At 66.1% G+C, this 16,456-nt stretch carries 10 protein-coding genes and 1 tRNA gene; 6 read left to right on the top strand and 5 right to left on the bottom strand.

The genetic code is table 11. The annotated features are described in order from the left end of the window. Positions 1-281: 281 nt before the first annotated feature. On the top strand, positions 282-485 hold the full coding sequence (locus tag HMPREF3097_RS01700) for a cold-shock protein (RefSeq protein WP_012361084.1): 204 nt from the start codon (positions 282-284) through the stop codon (positions 483-485). A gap of 304 nt (positions 486-789) precedes the next feature. Beyond that, entirely contained in the window at positions 790-3,723 is a 2,934-nt protein-coding gene (gene topA / locus HMPREF3097_RS01695; RefSeq protein ID WP_070760414.1) for a type I DNA topoisomerase, read from the top strand. A 233-nt stretch (positions 3,724-3,956) separates the two neighbouring features. Here topA and HMPREF3097_RS01690 read toward each other — a convergent pair whose 3' ends face one another. Continuing rightward, positions 3,957-5,483 (bottom strand): adenylate/guanylate cyclase domain-containing protein, encoded by a 1,527-nt coding sequence (locus HMPREF3097_RS01690; protein ID WP_083317920.1) that lies wholly within the window; start codon positions 5,481-5,483, stop codon positions 3,957-3,959. Here HMPREF3097_RS01690 and HMPREF3097_RS09450 point away from each other — a divergent pair. The 3 genes from HMPREF3097_RS09450 to HMPREF3097_RS01675 all read left to right on the top strand — a co-directional run bounded on the left by HMPREF3097_RS09450 (position 5,482) and on the right by HMPREF3097_RS01675 (position 8,172). After that, positions 5,482-6,828, top strand: coding sequence for a DNA polymerase III subunit delta' (locus HMPREF3097_RS09450; protein ID WP_141759478.1), 1,347 nt, complete (start codon positions 5,482-5,484; stop codon positions 6,826-6,828). The two genes, HMPREF3097_RS01690 and HMPREF3097_RS09450, sit on opposite strands and share 2 nt — an antisense overlap. Before the next feature lie 86 nt (positions 6,829-6,914). Continuing rightward, a tRNA-Thr gene (locus HMPREF3097_RS01680) sits at positions 6,915-6,987 on the top strand. Positions 6,988-7,056: 69 nt separating this feature from the next. Beyond that, positions 7,057-8,172 (top strand): SLAC1 family transporter, encoded by a 1,116-nt coding sequence (locus HMPREF3097_RS01675; protein WP_168167005.1) that lies wholly within the window; start codon positions 7,057-7,059, stop codon positions 8,170-8,172. Here HMPREF3097_RS01675 and HMPREF3097_RS01670 read toward each other — a convergent pair. Together HMPREF3097_RS01670 and HMPREF3097_RS01665 are read right to left on the bottom strand one after the other, a co-directional pair. Then, positions 8,162-9,997: an FUSC family protein gene (locus tag HMPREF3097_RS01670; RefSeq protein WP_070760407.1), complete on the bottom strand. Its 1,836-nt coding sequence runs from the start codon at positions 9,995-9,997 to the stop codon at positions 8,162-8,164. The two genes, HMPREF3097_RS01675 and HMPREF3097_RS01670, sit on opposite strands and share 11 nt — an antisense overlap. A gap of 135 nt (positions 9,998-10,132) precedes the next feature. Then, positions 10,133-12,217 (bottom strand): acyl-CoA dehydrogenase family protein, encoded by a 2,085-nt coding sequence (locus HMPREF3097_RS01665; RefSeq protein WP_070760406.1) that lies wholly within the window; start codon positions 12,215-12,217, stop codon positions 10,133-10,135. Positions 12,218-12,324: 107 nt separating this feature from the next. Here HMPREF3097_RS01665 and HMPREF3097_RS01660 point away from each other — a divergent pair, with 107 nt between their 5' ends. After that, positions 12,325-13,584 carry an MFS transporter gene (locus HMPREF3097_RS01660; protein ID WP_070760404.1) on the top strand — a complete coding sequence of 420 codons (1,260 nt, stop codon included), beginning with the start codon at positions 12,325-12,327 and terminating at the stop codon, positions 13,582-13,584. Here the strand turns inward: HMPREF3097_RS01660 and HMPREF3097_RS01655 are convergent. Next, a complete protein-coding gene (locus HMPREF3097_RS01655) occupies positions 13,581-14,909 on the bottom strand; it encodes a hypothetical protein (protein ID WP_070760403.1) in 1,329 nt (442 codons plus the stop codon). The two genes, HMPREF3097_RS01660 and HMPREF3097_RS01655, sit on opposite strands and share 4 nt — an antisense overlap. 79 nt (positions 14,910-14,988) lie before the next feature. Then, positions 14,989-16,113 (bottom strand): alpha/beta hydrolase, encoded by a 1,125-nt coding sequence (locus tag HMPREF3097_RS01650; RefSeq protein ID WP_070760401.1) that lies wholly within the window; start codon positions 16,111-16,113, stop codon positions 14,989-14,991. Between the last annotated feature and the right edge of the window lie 343 nt (positions 16,114-16,456).

Genomic DNA, 16,456 nt, shown 5'->3' with positions numbered 1-16,456 from the left:
TGACGAGGTGGCCTGATGGGGCGGTGCGTCGCGACCGGGTGGTGCGGCTTGGGGCGATTGCGTCGGCTGCCCGGGAGCGAGCCGGAAGCAGTCTCGGGGCGCTGCATTAAGCGTTCGACCGATTGTTCATCTTTAACCCCTATCGGTGGCGAAAGAAACATGGCACACTGGTGTGTGGTCCCAATCCCATGCGCGGTGTCAACCGTTGATGTGGCGGTGAAGGCCCTGCTCCGCCGAAAGTTGGCGGGGCTGGTACGCCAAGAAAGATAGGTTGTTTGAAAATGGCGCAGGGAACTGTGAAGTGGTTTAACGCGGAGAAGGGCTATGGATTCATTGCCCCAGAAGATGGCTCCGCGGACCTTTTCGTCCACTACTCCGAAATCCAGAGCAGCGGCTTCCGCACTCTCGAGGAGGATCAGAAGGTCGAGTTCGAGGTCGGCGAAGGCGCGAAGGGCCCGCAGGCTCAGAACGTTCAGCCGCTGTAAGCAGCGAGTATGAGCTGCAGCCGGCTGCCAACTAGGCAGTAGGCACAGCGAAGAGCAAACGCCCCGGGGCGGTGGTTTCCACCGTCCCTTTTGCTTTTCTCCACCCCCGTGTCTGCACCAACCGCTAACCTCAGTCCCCAACGGCAGCAAGAACCTGTCTCGGGCTTGCCGCACCATCCGGTGGGGTTGCAACAGGGGTGGGGAACTGCCTAAAAGGTGGGGATAACACACCGCCCGATTTCCACTAAGCAGGTATCACTTGCCTATTGTGGCAATCTAAGGAGCAAATCCATGCGGAGGTCACGTGAAGCGTTTAGTCATTGTCGAGTCTGCAACTAAGGCCAAGAAGATCGCCCCAATGCTGGGGTCCGATTACATCGTCGAGGCTTCAGTTGGACATATTCGTGACCTCCCACGCGGTGCTGCGGACGTTCCGGCGAAGTATAAGAAGGAGCCGTGGGCGCGCCTCGGCGTGAACGTGGACAAGGGCTTCGAGGCCCTCTATGTGGTCTCCCCGGATAAGAAGAAGCGCGTCGCCGACCTGCGCGCCAAGCTTAAGCAGGTCGACGAGCTGCTGCTCGCAACAGACCCCGACCGTGAGGGCGAGGCCATCGCCTGGCACCTGCTGGAGGTCCTGAAGCCCAAGGTCCCGGTCCGTCGCATGGTCTTCCACGAGATCACCAAGTCCGCGATCCTCGAGGCCGTAGAAAATACCCGCGAGCTGGATTACAACCTCGTTGATGCTCAGGAATCCCGCCGTGTGCTCGACCGCCTGTACGGCTACGAGGTCTCCCCGGTGCTGTGGAAGAAGGTCATGCCGCGCCTGTCCGCAGGGCGTGTGCAGTCCGTCGCCACCCGCGTGATCGTCGAGCGCGAGCGCGAGCGCATGGCCTTCCGCGCCGCCGACTACTGGGACCTGACCGCCGAGCTCTCGATCGACCCCGCCGCCCGGCTGGACGGTGATCCGGCATCCTTCCAGGCCAAGCTCGCCACCGTGGGCGGCCAGCGCATCGCGCAGGGCCGCGACTTTAAGGACGACGCCACCCTCAAGTCCAGCAAGTCCGGCACCCCGCTGGTCCTGGACGAGCAGCGCGCGAAGCAGTTGGCGTCCGGAATTAAGGGCGAGGAACTGCACGTCGCGAACGTGGAGGAAAAGCCCTACACTCGCCGCCCGTACCCGCCGTTCATGACCTCCACGCTGCAGCAGGAGGCCGGCCGGAAGCTGCGCTTCACCTCGGAGCGCACGATGCGCATCGCGCAGCGCCTGTACGAAAACGGCTACATCACCTATATGCGTACGGACTCCACGACGCTGTCCACCGCTGGTATCAACGCCGCCCGCGCGCAGGCCGCCCAGCTGTATGGCCAGCAGTTCGTCGCGGACGGCCCGCGCCAGTACACCCGCAAGGTGAAGAACTCCCAGGAGGCCCACGAGGCGATCCGCCCAGCTGGCGAGCGCTTCCAGACCCCTGGCCAGCTCGCGCAGAAGCTGGATGCCGAGGAGTTCAAGCTCTACGAGCTGATCTGGCAGCGCACCGTCGCCTCCCAGATGGCTGACGCCCGCGGCACCTCCATGAAGGTCACGATCGCGGGCACGTCCGGCGAGCCGGAGGCGGGCACCGAGGTGGAGTTCACCGCCACCGGCCGCACCGTCACCTTCCCGGGCTTTTTGAAGGCCTACGTCGAGGTCTCCCGCACCGCGGAAGGTAAGGACGTCGCCGATAACGCGGAGAAGCGCCTCCCGCAGGTCACCGAGGGCGTGTTCCTCACTGCGGAGGACGTCACCGCCGATGGTCACACGACGACCCCGCCGGCCCGTTACACCGAGGCCAGCCTCGTGCGGAAGATGGAGGAGCTCGGCATCGGGCGCCCGTCGACCTACGCGTCGATCATCCGCACCATCCAGGACCGTGGTTACGTCCTGCCCCGTGGCAATGCGCTGGTCCCCAGCTGGGTGGCCTTCGCGGTCGTTGGCCTGCTGGAGCAGAACTTCGGCGCGCTGGTGGACTATGACTTCACCTCCGCGATGGAGGACCAGCTGGACGCCATCGCCGAGGGCAACGAGGACCGCACGAAGTGGCTGGAGGGCTTCTACTTCGGCGGCGGCACCAGCTCCCAGAACTACGGCCTGAAGAATGTGGTCGCCCAGAACCTGGAGAGCATCGACGCCCGCCGCGTGAACTCCCTCCACCTCTTCGACGACGCCAACGGCGTGCCGATCGTCGTCCGCGTCGGCCGTTACGGCCCTTACCTCGAGCGCATGGTGAAAAACGATAAGGGCGAGGAGGAAGCGCAGCGCGCCAACCTCCCGGAGTCCATGACCCCGGATGAGCTGACCCTGGAGGTCGCCGAGAAGCTCTTCGCCACCCCGCAGTCCGGCCGCGAGCTGGGCCGCAACCCGGAGAACGGGCGCATGATCGTGGCCCGCGAGGGTCGCTTCGGCCCGTACGTCACCGAGGTGCTGGGCGAGGACGAGGAGGCCGAGGTCACCGCGAAGGCGGAGAAGGTCTTCCTCGCCGAGCGCGATGAGGAGGACGCCGAGCGCGCGAAGGAGGGCAAGAAGCCCCTGTCGCGCGAGACCAAGACCTTCGCGATTAAGAAGGCCAAGCGGATCAAGGAGATCCTCGACGAGACGCTGAAGCCGAAGACGGCCTCGCTGTTCGCCAGCATGGAGCCGGCCACCGTCACCCTGGAGGATGCGCTGAAGCTGATGAGCCTGCCGCGCGAGGTGGGCGTGGACCCCGCCGACGGGGAGGTCATCACCGCGCAGAACGGTCGCTATGGCCCGTACCTGAAGAAGGGCTCGGACTCGCGCTCCCTGGGCAGCGAGGAGGAGCTGTTCACCATCACGCTCGACGAGGCGCGTCGCATCTACGCGGAGCCGAAGCGTCGCGGCCGCGCTGCCGCGAAGCCGCCGTTGAAGCGCCTGGGGGACAACGACGTCTCCGGCAAGCCAATGTCCGTCAAGGAGGGTCGATTCGGGCCTTATGTCACCGATGGCACGACCAATGCGTCGCTGCGCCGCGGGGACACCCCGGAGACCCTGACGGACGCGCGGGCCAACGAGCTGCTCTCCGAGCGCCGTGCGAAGGACGCCGAGAAGGCTGCCGCCGGACCGGCAAAGTCCACCCGCAAGAGCACGAAGAAGACCGCGAAGAAGACTGCGAAGAAGGCGGCCAAGAAGGCCACGAAGCGCAGCACCAAAAAGACCGCGAAGAAGGCAGCCAAGAAGGCTTAAGCCTTATGGTGCTAGAGCACTGAAGTAGTGCTAGGCCCGGGTGGTGGCTCCCAGTAAGGGGGCTGCTGCCCGGGCTTTAGTTGTGTGTTGTGTTTGCTGGCTCCGGCATGTACTTCTCACTTAACTTCGTACTCATCTTCGTACAGTGAGAAGTAAGTACGAAGATGAGTGAGAAGATGCCCTGAGTGGCAGTCAAGCAGATCTAAGAAGCGCCACCGAACAGTGCCTGCTGCCTAGTGGCGGTCCGCGAGGGTGGCGCGCACCGGGCGGGCCAGCTGTGTCATCTGGCGACGGCCGCGCAGCTCCACGGACTTCAGCATGGTCCAGCGGCGCTGCTCCGCCTCATTGGCGAGCCGCACCGTCGTTGCGCTCGTCAGCACCCGCCCCGGGGTGTCCTTCGCCAGGTCGGTCAGGCGGGAGGCCTGGTTCACGGCGTCGCCGATGACGGTGTACTCGAAGCGGTCCTTCGCGCCGATGTGACCGGCGACGACCGAGCCCGCAGCCACGCCAACGCCCGCCTCGAATTCCAGATCCGTGAGCTTCGAGTGCATCTCCCGGGCGGCAGCCAGCGCGTGGCCAGCGGCGTCCTCAAGGGGCAGCGGGGCACCGAAGACGGCGAGCGCGGCGTCGCCCTGGAACTTATTAATGATTCCCTTGTGCTCGTGGACGACCTCCACGACGCGGTCGAAGAACTCGTTGAGCGCGGAGACCACGTGCTCCGGGGAGCGCTGCGTGGCGAAGCCGGTGGAACCGATGACGTCCACGAAAAGCACCGCGACGTCGCGGGACTCGCCGCCCAGCTCCGGGTCCTCCTCCAGCGCGCGGCGGGCGACCTCCGTGCCGACGTAGCGGCCGAAGAGGTCCGAGACCTGCTGGCGCTCCTGCAGGCCGCGCATCATCTCGTTGAACCCGGCCTGCACCACGCCAATCTCGGAGGAGTCGTAGATACGCACCGTGGTTTCCAGGTTCCCGCGGCGCACCTGGTTGATGGCGAACTGCAGCTCGCGCACCGGGTCCACCACGCTCATCGCGCTCAAGCGCGCACCCAGGAAACCGGTGACCAGGGCGGTGACTGCCAGGGCCACGAGCGCGGGGATCAGGTCCTCCATCGAGCCGTCGAAGAAGTTTCTGGCCTGCGCGAAAATCAGCAGCAGGATGCCCAGCACCGGCACCGCGTTGGTCAGCACCCAGGTGGCCATGAGGCGGGTGGACATCGGCGAAAGGTCGGACTGCTCCAGGGAACCCTGCTCGAGGGCGCGGGCGGCGACGGGGCGGACCAGCCGTTCGGCTTCCATGTACGTCATCAACGTCACCATCAACCCGCCCAGCACGGCGGTCACGGCAACCGTAATTGCCCACCGCGAGGAGAACTGCGCGGCCACCGTCGTGAAGATCACCACGCCGATGGCCCACAGCACCGCACCCGTCACGGACTGCAGGAAGGGGATGCGCAGCACCAGATGCCGGATCATGTTGGGGTCATAGGCATCGGGGTTGCGTTGCCAGCGGAGAACGGGGGCGAAGAAGATCAGCGTGAACACCACGCCGGCCACGATCGCGAAGATGAAATAACTCAAATAGGCAATCGAGGTGACGGTGTTTGGGCTGGTCAGCTCGCGTGCACCGCGCAGGGGGATGAGGAAGCGCAGGAAGGTCGCGACGGCGATCGCGCCGACCACGTTCGTCATCAGAATCATCGCGGCATACAAGGGCCAGTAGGTGCCCCAGACCCATTTCAAGTAGCGCGCGAATTGTTGCATGGCTATTACATTATCGAACCCGTCTACAGCGGGGGCTAGACTGTGCTTCGTGAACGTGGATAGCTCTGGATTCGACCCCCTGGCCGGCGGTGGCGTGTGGCGCAAGATCACCGCCCAGCCGGTTCGGGAGCTGCTCGCGGGTGCGGTGGCGAACCCGCAGGCGATGACGCACTCCTGGCTATTCACCGGCCCGCCCGGTTCGGGTCGCTCGATCGCGGCCAAAGCCTTCGCCACGGGGTTGGTGTGCCCGAATGGGGGCTGCGGGGTGTGCGAACAGTGCCAGTCCGCGGCCGCCGGCACGCACCCGGACATCGTGTGGATCGCGACGACCGGCTCCGTCATCCCCGTCGAGGACGTCCGGGAGGTCATCAGTTCCGCCGCGTCGATGCCCACCGTCTCCCGGTGGCGGGTCGTCGTGGTCGAGGACGCCGATCGCCTCAACGAGGCCGGTTCGAATGCGCTGCTGAAGTCCGTGGAGGAGCCACCCGCGCACACCGTGTTTGTGCTCTGCGCCCCGTCCACCGACCCGCTGGACATCTCGATCACGCTGCGTTCCCGCTGCCGCCACGTCTACATTCCGACCCCGTCGCCGCAGCAGGTGGAGGATGTTCTTCTTCAGGACGCCTCCCTGGGCATTACGCAGGAGCAGGCGCGATGGGCCGCTGGGGTTTCCGGTGGACACATTGGCCGAGCCCGGCACCTGGCCCGTGACGAGGCAGCCCGGACGAAGCGGGCGACGGCGCTGAAGCTGCCGCAGATGGTCTACGAGGGCGCGCGCCTGTTCAGCTTCACCTCCCAGCTGGTGGCGAAGGCGACCGAGGAGGTCGCCGCCCAGGTGGAGGCGGTCGAGGCGAAGGAACGCGAGGCGCTGGAGGAGTCCCTGGGCGTGGGGGCGAAGGGCCGTGGTGCTGCGAAAGCACAGCGTGGTTCGGCGGGGCAGATGAAGGAGCTGGAGCGGGAGCAGAAGAACCGCCGCACCCGGATGGTGCGCGACGCCCTGGATCTGGCCTTGATCGACGTTGTGGGTTTGTACCGCGACGCGATGCTGCAGGCAGCAGGTGCGGTGGAACCGGTGGGTGCTTCGGCTGATGCCGCCGAGGGGGCTGCAGATGGCACCGACGTCACCGCGGCCGCGGCCCATGGTCTGCAGCCCGTGGGTGGGTTCCAACACCCGGATATGCGCGCTACCTCGGGGGAGCTCGCGCGTCGGAACTCCCCGGAAGCGCTGGTCCGCTGTATCGACGCGGTGTCGGCCTGCCGGGAGACCCTGGGGATGAATGTGAAACCGGAGGTTGCGCTCGACGCGCTGGGCGGTGCGCTGCGGGAAGCGTGCCGGGTGAGCTAGCGCGTAGGTTTTGTGTCTTCGCGCTGCTGTCCGCTACGATGATCCTCCGTAAGAATGCTTGAGCTTTAGGCTCTGGGTTTTTGCGCGCCGCCTTAGCTCAGTCGGCAGAGCGTTTCACTCGTAATGAAAAGGTCGCGAGTTCGATTCTCGCAGGCGGCTCACCAAAAAACGGTCACTACCAGCGCAAGCGGTAGTGGCCGTTTCGCATTTCACCACTACACTATGCCCATGACGTCCATCTGGCCCAGCGCGCTGCCGCCCGCCAGCCCGGTCTGGTTCCCCTCGGTCATGGGTACGGCCATCCTGTCCTCCCTGCTCGGTCGCCAGGTCCCGGATCATGGCTGGCTCCTGTACCCGGCGACGGCGCTGATGGGCATCGCGATCGTCCTGCTCATCGGCCTGGGTGCCGGCTTCGCGGTCAACGCCCGCCGCAACCCCGGGATGTTCGCGAACACCTGGCGGGACATGTCAATCCTCCCGACCTGGGGCACCGTCTCCATGGGCATGACCGCGACGGGCTCGGCGATCCACAACGTCGGCCCGCTGCTGCCCTTCGGGACTGCGGCTGCTCACCGCGCCGGGTTGACGGACTCCGCCCCCGCCGACTGGGTCATCGCCGTGTCCGCCACACTCTGGCTGATCGGCACCCTCATCGGCCTGTTCACCACCTTCCGGGTCGCACTGCGGCTCATGGAGAAGGGGGCCAACCACCCCGTCCCGGCTTGGGGGCTGGCGGTCGTCCCGCCGATGGTCTCCGCCACGACGGGCGCGAGCCTTGTCGACGACGTCGCTTCCGAGCAGCTCACGGTGGTCCTGGTGCTGGCGGTGACCGCGTTCTTCTTTCTGGCGCTGTTCTTCGCCGTGTTGCTGTTCACGCTGGCCTATCGCAGCCACTTCTTCTATCACCCGCTGCCGGTGGACGCCTCCATCTCCACCTGGATTCCGCTGGGCGTGGTCGGCCAGTCTATCGCCGCAGCCCAGTCCATCGCCGCCCAGGCGGAGTTCGTGATGCTGCCTTCGGCGACCCCCGCGGTCACCTGGCTCGCCCACGCCTATGGCTGGGTGGCGCTGGTCATCGGCATTCCCGTGGTGGCTTTCGCGGTGATCCGCACGATCTACGGTTTCCGGGAGCGCATGAACTTCACCCCGGGCTGGTGGGCCTTGACCTTCCCGATCGGCACCGTGGCGCTGGGCGCGGCCATGATGGCGGAGACCATGTCCGGTCCGTGGCAGGTGATCCCGCAGGTGGTGAGCACCGGCAGCCTCATCGCGTTGTGCTGCACCTGGACCTTCTGCACGATCGCGACCCTCACGGCCATTATGAAGGCGCGCGCTACACGCTAGCCGGGGCGAGTTTGCCGTACAGCGCGGCCAGCTTCTCGACGTCGCCGCCCGGGACCTTGTCCAGGTCGGAGTGCGCGGCCGTGGCCCCCACCCGCAGCACCTCGTGGGCGACCAGTTGCGCGGCGGCGTGGTGATCCCACTGTTCCTGCCGCCACTCATAGGACTCGTTGGCGCACGCATTCGTCACGGCACGCGACTCGTTGAGCTCGTAGCGCAGCTCGCGGCGGTCCAGGATGGCGTCGTCGATCGGGCTGGTCCGTAGGCTGGCGATCATCTTTTTTATCGACGTCAGCAGGTAGGCGTAGTTGAGCTCGGCGGTCTTCTGGAGGTTATTGGGGCGGAAGAGCCAGATGGCCAGGACGGAGAGCAGGGAGGCGATCACCAGCTCCGCACCGCGGTCCATCGCCGTCTGGCCGATGGGGGCACTGCCCAGGCCAGCCATCATGAGTCCCAGCGGGGCGGTGAAGACCATCGCCAGTCCGTAGTTCGCGGCGATGAAAAGCTCCGTGCAGGCCATGGCCACCGCCAGGCCGATGAGGTCCATCAGGATGCCTGGGTGCAGCTGGTAGAAGGCCAGGTACAGCAGGATGCCGATGACGGAGCCCGCGATGCGGTGGATGCAACGCACCGTACCCGCCATGCGGTAGGGGCCCTGGCCGAGCAGCAGCATCACGGAGGTGATCGCCCAGTCCGGCCGACCCAGACCTAGCACCGTGGAGAGGATGGACACGCCCAGGCCCGCGAGCGCGACGCGCTGGGCGGTGACCATCGGGTGGGAGTCGCGGTGCCACTGCCGCTTCAGCTTGGCCCACGCGCCGGGGGAGGCGAGCGGGATGGTGCGCCGGTCGGAAGGGGAGTGGCGCTGCGCCTGGGCGTCCGGGTCGGCGGTGGCCCAGCGGTGTTGTGCGCTGAGCATGCGGTGCACGAGCTCCTCGCTCTTGGTGCCCCGAGCTTCCGGGGTGATCGTGCCGCCGTGGATGGCTCCCGCGTGGGCGAGCATTGACCAGGCGCGGTGGATCGCGCCGGCGGCGGTGAGCTTGAGCGATTCGTACTCGGCTGGTGCTTCCTTGGTCCGGGCCTCCAGGTAGTCGGCGACGGCAGCCTCGGCGTCCTCCACCGCCTTGCGTTCCGGGCCGTGCTTATCGACCAGCCAGCCGGACATGCTGATGATGAACCCGGAGACCGCGCCGATGATCGACCAGATCAGGGTGGCGGAGAGGGAGATGGAAATCTTGTTGACCATCAGCCCGCCGGTGACGAAGAGCATCAGATACGGCCCCGGCGGGGTGAGCCGTAGACACATCGTCACGTAGACGCAGACCACGCAGACGGCGAGGAAGAGCATCAGCGGTAGGTAGGCGATGAGCGCGCCGCGCGGGTTGGCGATGACCCCGCCGATCCCCTCGGAGAAGTCCATCTGGCCGTGGGAGTGGCTCCAGATGCCGAGCAGGCGGAAGCCCAAGGTCAGGCTGGTGAAAAGCAGCCCATAGCGCAGCAGGGACTTCCAGCGTTCGCGGTAGGGCTTGTTCTCACCGTTGATGAGGAGCACAGCACCCGCGGAGACGAGCAGTAGCTCGGAGCCGAAACCCAAAAGGTAGCCGATGATGCCCGGGATCAGGATCGCCAGCGCCGCGCGGGTGGCGCGGGGAATGTGGTGGCGGAAGGAGTTGAAAGTCAGCAGCATCGCCCGCATCGAGGGCGGGGAGGGGGCGTCGGGGAGGGCGCGGACGCCGAAGGAATCGGCATCCGTGCCGAAGATACGGTCGACTGAACTTTTGCCCGCTGCTGGCGGGTCCTGCCTATTCTGATCTCCCGAAACTGTCACTCAGTCGAGTCTAGCGCGCGGGTTGTGCGCGAAGTTTGCAGGGTGGATGCGGCCGCGCGACCAGTATTTTCTACCCGCTGGGGCGATTTTCCTGCTGTGCGAACCCAGCCGCGCGGCCTCCCCGCAGCACTGGGGTTAGTCCTCCCGCCAGCGGCCTGGCTGGCCGACCGCCGGGTCGGACTCGGCCTTGGTCACCATGTCCTCATAGCGCTGCATGAGGTTTACGGAGGTGATCTCCGATGGCACCCCGAAGGCGTCCACCAGCAGTTCCGACCAGGGGCCCAGGGAGTCCACCAGGTCGTTGAGCGCGGCACGTGCCGCCTTGGTGCGGGTGCCTGTGAGCAGGTTCTGCTCCAGGTACCAGCTGCCGTTGCGGACGATGAGGTCCAGGAAGTAAACGTCGCGGACCTGCTCCATCACATCGCGGGCCGTGTCACTGGTCAGCGTCGCTTCCGCCTCCAGCATGGCCTCGAGGAGGATGCGGTCCACGTGGGCCCACGCGACCTCCAGCAGGTGGTCCTGTGCCCGGTCGACGACCTTCGCGGCCTTCTCCACCGGCATGTCCTTGGCCACGCGCAGGCGGCGGCCCAGGGATACCATGAGGCGGCGCTCCCGCTCCGACACCAAGCGCAGCTGGCTACCCGGGTCGAAGAGGGTGGCCTCTTCGCTGTCGGAGAAGGTGTCCTTCAGGTTCTGGACCAGGGCATCCGCGGCGGTGCGGCGGCGCAGCAGGGTGGAGAAATTATCCAGCCCGAAGCGGACCATCTCCAGCGGGTTGAAGCTGCCGATCTCCTTGGAGAAGCCGGTCATCAGCTCCTTCCCAGCCAGCTGCATCATCACCACGTTGTCGCCCTCGAAGGTGGTGAAGATATCCGAGTCTGCCTTCAGACTGGTCAGCAGGTTCTCGGCCATGTAGCCGTAGCCGCCGCAGGCCTCGCGCATCTCCTGGATGGTGTCGGTGGCGTGCGCGGTATTCGCGGCCTTCAGGGCGGCAGCGTGCGCCTCGATCTCGCGCTGGTCGGCTTGTTCCTCCTTCGTGGCGTTCACGGGGTCGACGCCGCGTGCCTCGAGGTCGTGCAGCCCGGAAATCAGCTCGTTCGTCGCCAGCTGCAGTGCGTAGGCGCGCGCCACCCGAGGGATGAGGCGCAGCCGGTGCTTGCGGTGCTGGATGAGGGTATTTTCCGGCAGCTCATCGCTGGGCGCGAACTGCTTGCGCAGGTTGGCGTAGCGCACCCCGATATCCAGGGCGGTTCGCGCCGCAGCGCCGGCGGCGGCGCCCACCGTCACGCGCCCGCGGACCAGCGCGCCGAGCATCGTGAAGAAACGGCGGTTCGGGTTCTCGATTGGGGAGCTGTAGTTGCCTTCCTCGTCCACGTCGGCGAAGCGGTTGAGCAGATTCTCGCGCGGCACGCGGTAGTTCTCGAAGACCAGGGTTCCGTTGTCCACGCCAGGCAGCCCGCCCTTGTAGCCGTGATCGCCCAGGCGCACGCCCTCGACCGGGGAGCCGTCGTCCTCGCGGATGCGGGCGACGAGGCAGTGCACGCCGTGCGACTCCTCCACACCCGGGGTGTAGAGCTGCGCGAAGACCGCGGCGAAACGGCCGTCGCGGGCGGCGTTGCCGATGTACCACTTCTCCGAAGACGCGGTGGGGGAGTTGATGACGAACTCCTGGGTCTCCGGGTCGTAGGTCGCGGTGGTCTCGAGGTTCTGGACGTCGGAGCCGTGGCCGCGCTCCGTCATCGCGAAGCAGCCCAGCGCCCGCAGCTCGATCAGATCCTTGACCAGCTCGTGGTGGCGTTCGGTGCCGAGGTTGCCGACCGCGCCGCCGAACAGCCCCCACTGCACGCCGGACTTCACCATCAGCGAGAGATCTGCCATGCCGAGCATCTCGATGCTGGCCAGGGTAGCGCCGGTCTCCCCGGTACCGCCCTGCTCCTCGCGGAATGCGCCATGCGGCAGGCCGGAGTCCAGCACCGACTGCAGCTGGGCGGTAGTGCGGGCGCGGGCTTCTTCCAGGCTCAGCCCCACCGCGGGCCGGAACTGATCGTCCTTGAGCATCTCGCGGATGGCGTCGCGTGCCTCGCCGAACTGACCGTCGAGAGCCCGCGTGAGCTCCGGGAGGATCGCCGGGTTCGGGGTGGTCGGCAGGGTGTTGGGGGCCTTGGAGCGACGGGCGATGTCGGCTCCAAGCTGCTTGGTCTTTGGTGAGTTCTGTGCCATGACCCAAGGTTACGCAAAGTGGCGGGCGTCACAGCTATTTCGCGATAACTTTCTAAACCCCCCATTCCTGTCAGGCCGCACTCTCCGGAGGATTACCATGGGTAGCCATGTCGCAAAGCTCTGATACCCCAACCAATCTCAACATCGACTCGCGAAGCTCGAAGTACAAGGGCTCGCGAGCGTGGTTCATGGTTGCGTTGGCGGTATTTATCGTCGCGTGGGGCGGCAACGAGTTCACCCCGATGATGGTCTTCTACCGCGGGGAGGACGTCTTCTCCCCGGTGTTCGTGGACGCCCTGCTGGCGTTCTACGCGGTGGGCATCGCGGTCGGCCTGCTGGTCGCCGGGCCGCTGTCTGACCGTTATGGACGCCGCGTCGTCATGCTGCCCGCCCCGATCGTCGCGCTGATTGGTTCCATCCTCATCGCGATGGGCGAGACCAGCGAGCCGATCATCTTTGCTGGCCGCATGCTTTCCGGCCTGGCGCTGGGCATGGCGATGACCGCGGGTGGCTCCTGGATTAAGGAGCTTTCCAGCCCGGCCTTCGACCCCACGGCGAAGCCGAACTCCGGGGCGAAGCGTTCCGCGATGGCCATGACCGGCGGTTTCGCGGTGGGTGCATTGATCGCCGGCCTGCTCGGCGAGTGGGGCCCGATCCCCGGCCAGCTGCCCTACATGATTCACGTTGTCCTCTCGATCGTGACGATCGTGGGCCTGATGACGGTGCCGGAGACCCGCCAGAGCGCACACCTGAAGGTCAAGGGCTCGTTCCTGAGCGACCTGGCGTCCCCCTCCGCGAAGCACCCGCGCTTCCTGCTGGTCGTGCTGCCGCTGGCGCCGTGGGTCTTCGGCTGCACCGGCGTGGCCTATGCGATCATGCCTGCTCTGATCCAGAATTCTTATGGCAATCCGATCGCCATCACCGCGGGTATCACCGCCCTGGCGCTGGCTTTCGGCTTTGGTATTCAGCAGTTCCCGGACCTGTACTGGCGTAATAATTCCGCGTTCGGCCAGCAGATCGGTCTGGTCATCGTGATCATCGGCATGCTCGTCGCTGCCTGGACCGCAAAGACCGTCTCCCTGGCGGGCGCGTTGATCGTCGCGGTCGTCCTGGGGCTGGGCTACGGCATCACGCTGCTGACGGGCCTGACGGAAGTGCAGCGGCTGGCCAGCCCGGACGAGCTGGGTGGTCTGACCGCGATCTACTACGTGTTCACCTACGTGGGCTTCTTCTTCCCGATGATCCTGACCCGTCTGTCCGAGTGGTTCAGCTACCCGGTCATGCTTCTCGCGGGCGTGGTGGCTGCGGTCCTAAACCTGGCCCTGATCACGGTGTTCTCCCGGAAGTTCATCCCGGCGGAGAGCTAGGCCTTTTCTTTCACGACGTCGCCCTCGCCGGCCTCGGCTCGGCTGGGCCGGGTCGGTAGGTGCTGGAGTCGCCAGAGCTGGAGGGCAACGCCGGCCAGCGGGCCGATCCCGAGTGCGAGCACCGAGCGGAGCTCCGGGGTCGTGTCCACCAGTAGCAGGCCCACCGCCGCGACGGTGGCGATGGCCCAGCCGAACCAGTACAGGTCGTGGCGGCCAGCGGCGAGGGCCGCGGAACCCGTGACCATGAGCAGTGCGGTGCCGGTGGAGGCGAAGGTCAGCAGGCCGAGGGCCGCGGGGGAGACCAGGTAGGCCTCGTCGAAGAGCAGCGCCATGATCGGTCGGCCCACGAGGTAGGCGGCCACCCCGCCCACCGCACCGATGGCGATGATCGCCAACGCGGGAGCGGCCGCGGCGCGCAACACCTGCTCGCGGCGTTTGGTGAAGTGCACGATCAGTGCCGGCTGGAAGCGCTGCAGGGGGACCAGCAGCGGGGCGCGGGTGAGAGTGACGGCTGTGATCGTTCCGGCGAGCACTGCGCCCGCCCCGGCGGCTCCGCCAGCGGAGCTGAGCTCCTCGCCGGTGCCGCTGGCGCCAGCGAAGTCCAGGTCGGTGGTGGCGCGCAGCAGGACGGGGAAGCCGGTGATGAGTACGGCATTGGCGCCGGAGGCCAGCATGGCCTTCAACCCGCGTTGCACGAAGGCTCGGGAGGGGATGTCCGCGCGGTGGCCCAGCAGCGGCCGAACCCTGGGGAGCAGTGCGAATGCGGCCCAGGTGCCCGCGCCGATGACCGTGATGATGAAGAAGGAGACCACGCCCCAGCCCAGCCACCAGGCGAGCGCTGCGAGTAGTAGGCGGATCCCGGAGTCGATGCCGATGAGCCAGGCAAATTCGCGCCATCGGGAGGCCGCGGAGATCAGCCCGCAGAGGATGGCCTGGAAGGCGAAGCTCGCGAGCCCCGTGGCGGTGAGAATGGCAGCCCACAGGGGGTGGGCGGGGCTCACGCTGGTGGCCCACAGCGGGGCAGAAACCAGGGAAAGTAGCCCGAAGGCGAGGGCGAAGCCGCCCGCCAGAGCAAAGGGGCGGGCAGATCCGCGATCGGTGACCGTCTCCTGCGGTTCGGTGCCCTCGCGGTTGTGCCGGGCGGCGGTCACACCGCGGGCGGTCTCCTGCATGAGGCCGTCGATCAGCCCGGTGAGGGCGAAGAATAGCCCCCAGAAGACCATGAAGTCCACATAGCCTGCGGGCGGAAGGGCCTTGGAGGCGATCCAGATGACCAGGTAGCCCGCGGCGGCGACAACAACGGTGGCGATGCTCAGTGCGCGCATGATGGCCGCACCTCCCGCCGCGCGTTAAGCCCGCCCCTCAACAGGGCCGGGCGGTGTGGGGTTTTAGTTCCCGAAAGCGTTAGTTCCCGAAAGCCTTCTTCAGGACCGGCAGGTAGCCACGCAGGTCGTCCTGCCAGTAGCCCCACTGGTGGGTGCCGGTGTTGCGGAAGTTGAAGATGGCGTCCTTCTTGCCCAGGGAGCGCAGCTTCACATCCAGGTCGTGGGTGCAGTTATTGGTGGCGGCCTCGATGACGCCACCCTCAACAGCCACGGTCGTGGCCGCGGACAGGTCGCCGTTCACGCGCTCGGAGCTCAGCACGTCGTGCTTGCCAACCAACCCAGAGGCGTTGGAGACGTACAGGTTCGGCTGGCCGACCAGCTTCTTCGCATTGATCAGGGCGTCGTTGTGGCGAGCGGCCGGGGAGTGGGCGCCGTTCCACATCTCGTTGACGTTGGTCCCGCCGCGGGCCAGGGTGATGCCGATGAAGGCCGGGGCCAGACCCTTGGTGGTCGACGCGCAGCCGGAGAAGGAACCGACGGAGTCATAGAAACCCTGGTTGTGCGCGGCCAGGTTCAGCGAGGAGGTGGCGGACATGGACATGCCCGCGATGGCGCGCTTGCCGTTGGCCTTCAGCTCCTTCTCAATGGTCTGCGGCAGCTCCTTGGTCAGGAAGGTCTCCCACATCGGCTTGTAGCCAACCTTGCTGTACTTGTTCACCCAGTCGGTGTAGTAGCTGAACGCGCCAGACATCGGGATGACGATGTTGGCGTTGAGGTTCTTGCCGTAGAAATCGATGATGTCCGACTGGTTGATCCAGTTCGCCCGGCCCTCGCCGCCGTCGGCGCCATTGAGCATGTACAGGGTTGGCAGGCCAGCGGTTTCGCGCAGCTTCTTACCCTTCGGGCCGATGACGACCAGCGGGATCTCCAGGCCACCCATGGCCGGGGAGGTCGCGGTGGCATAGCTGACGTTGTGGCCCGCGCGCTTCAGCTCCTTAACCTTGTTGACCCAGCGACCGTTGGTGCTCGGGTTCACGGTACCCGGCAGCTCATCCCAGTACAGATCCGCGGCCTTCGCGTTGCCAGCGACGGCCTGGGCGCTCACCGGCGCAGCCGAGGCAGAGGATGCGGTGTGGGCGGCCATGGACAGTGGCATGAGAGCCGCGAGGGATGCGGCGAGGCCACGGGCGAGGTACTTCTTCATCGAATTTCCTTTGCGTATCAGCTGTGGTGATCGGCGGTTTCTCTGTCCCTACTCCGACCAGCGGCTGGGAATCTACCAGCTAGATAGTAGCCATGATTATGAGCTAAGGGAAAGCAAATGCCAGCTTTTCTTAGTATTTTTGCCCATAAAGCTGCTAGAACTAATGCAGGAAGTGGACAGGCTGTTCCCATTCCCCTGGCATCGCAGCACGTGAAGGCCAAAAATTTCGGATCTTTCCCTCGGATATTTTAAGGACAACCCGACATGCAGTTCATCGACCAGATCATCCTCATCATCACCGACTTCCTGGGCGGATTCGCCCACGGCAGCGCGGATGCTTTCT

Source organism: Corynebacterium sp. HMSC27B11 (assembly GCF_001815985.1).
Lineage (GTDB): Bacteria > Actinomycetota > Actinomycetes > Mycobacteriales > Mycobacteriaceae > Corynebacterium.
Note: the sequence above shows the minus strand (reverse complement) of the source record. Positions and strands in the feature narration are given on the sequence as shown.

Bases quoted from the DNA above. Each gene is read 5' to 3' on its own strand.
- HMPREF3097_RS09450 (WP_141759478.1), top strand. From the start codon at position 5,482: ATGGCTATTACATTATCGAACCCGTCTACAGCGGGGGCTAGACTGTGC.
- HMPREF3097_RS01690 (WP_083317920.1), bottom strand. From the start codon at position 5,483: ATGCAACAATTCGCGCGCTACTTGAAATGGGTCTGGGGCACCTACTGG.
- HMPREF3097_RS01665 (WP_070760406.1), bottom strand. From the start codon at position 12,217: ATGGCACAGAACTCACCAAAGACCAAGCAGCTTGGAGCCGACATCGCC.
- HMPREF3097_RS01700 (WP_012361084.1), top strand. From the start codon at position 282: ATGGCGCAGGGAACTGTGAAGTGGTTTAACGCGGAGAAGGGCTATGGA.
- HMPREF3097_RS01650 (WP_070760401.1), bottom strand. From the start codon at position 16,113: ATGAAGAAGTACCTCGCCCGTGGCCTCGCCGCATCCCTCGCGGCTCTC.
- HMPREF3097_RS01660 (WP_070760404.1), top strand. From the start codon at position 12,325: ATGTCGCAAAGCTCTGATACCCCAACCAATCTCAACATCGACTCGCGA.
- HMPREF3097_RS01655 (WP_070760403.1), bottom strand. From the start codon at position 14,909: ATGCGCGCACTGAGCATCGCCACCGTTGTTGTCGCCGCCGCGGGCTAC.
- HMPREF3097_RS01675 (WP_168167005.1), top strand. From the start codon at position 7,057: ATGACGTCCATCTGGCCCAGCGCGCTGCCGCCCGCCAGCCCGGTCTGG.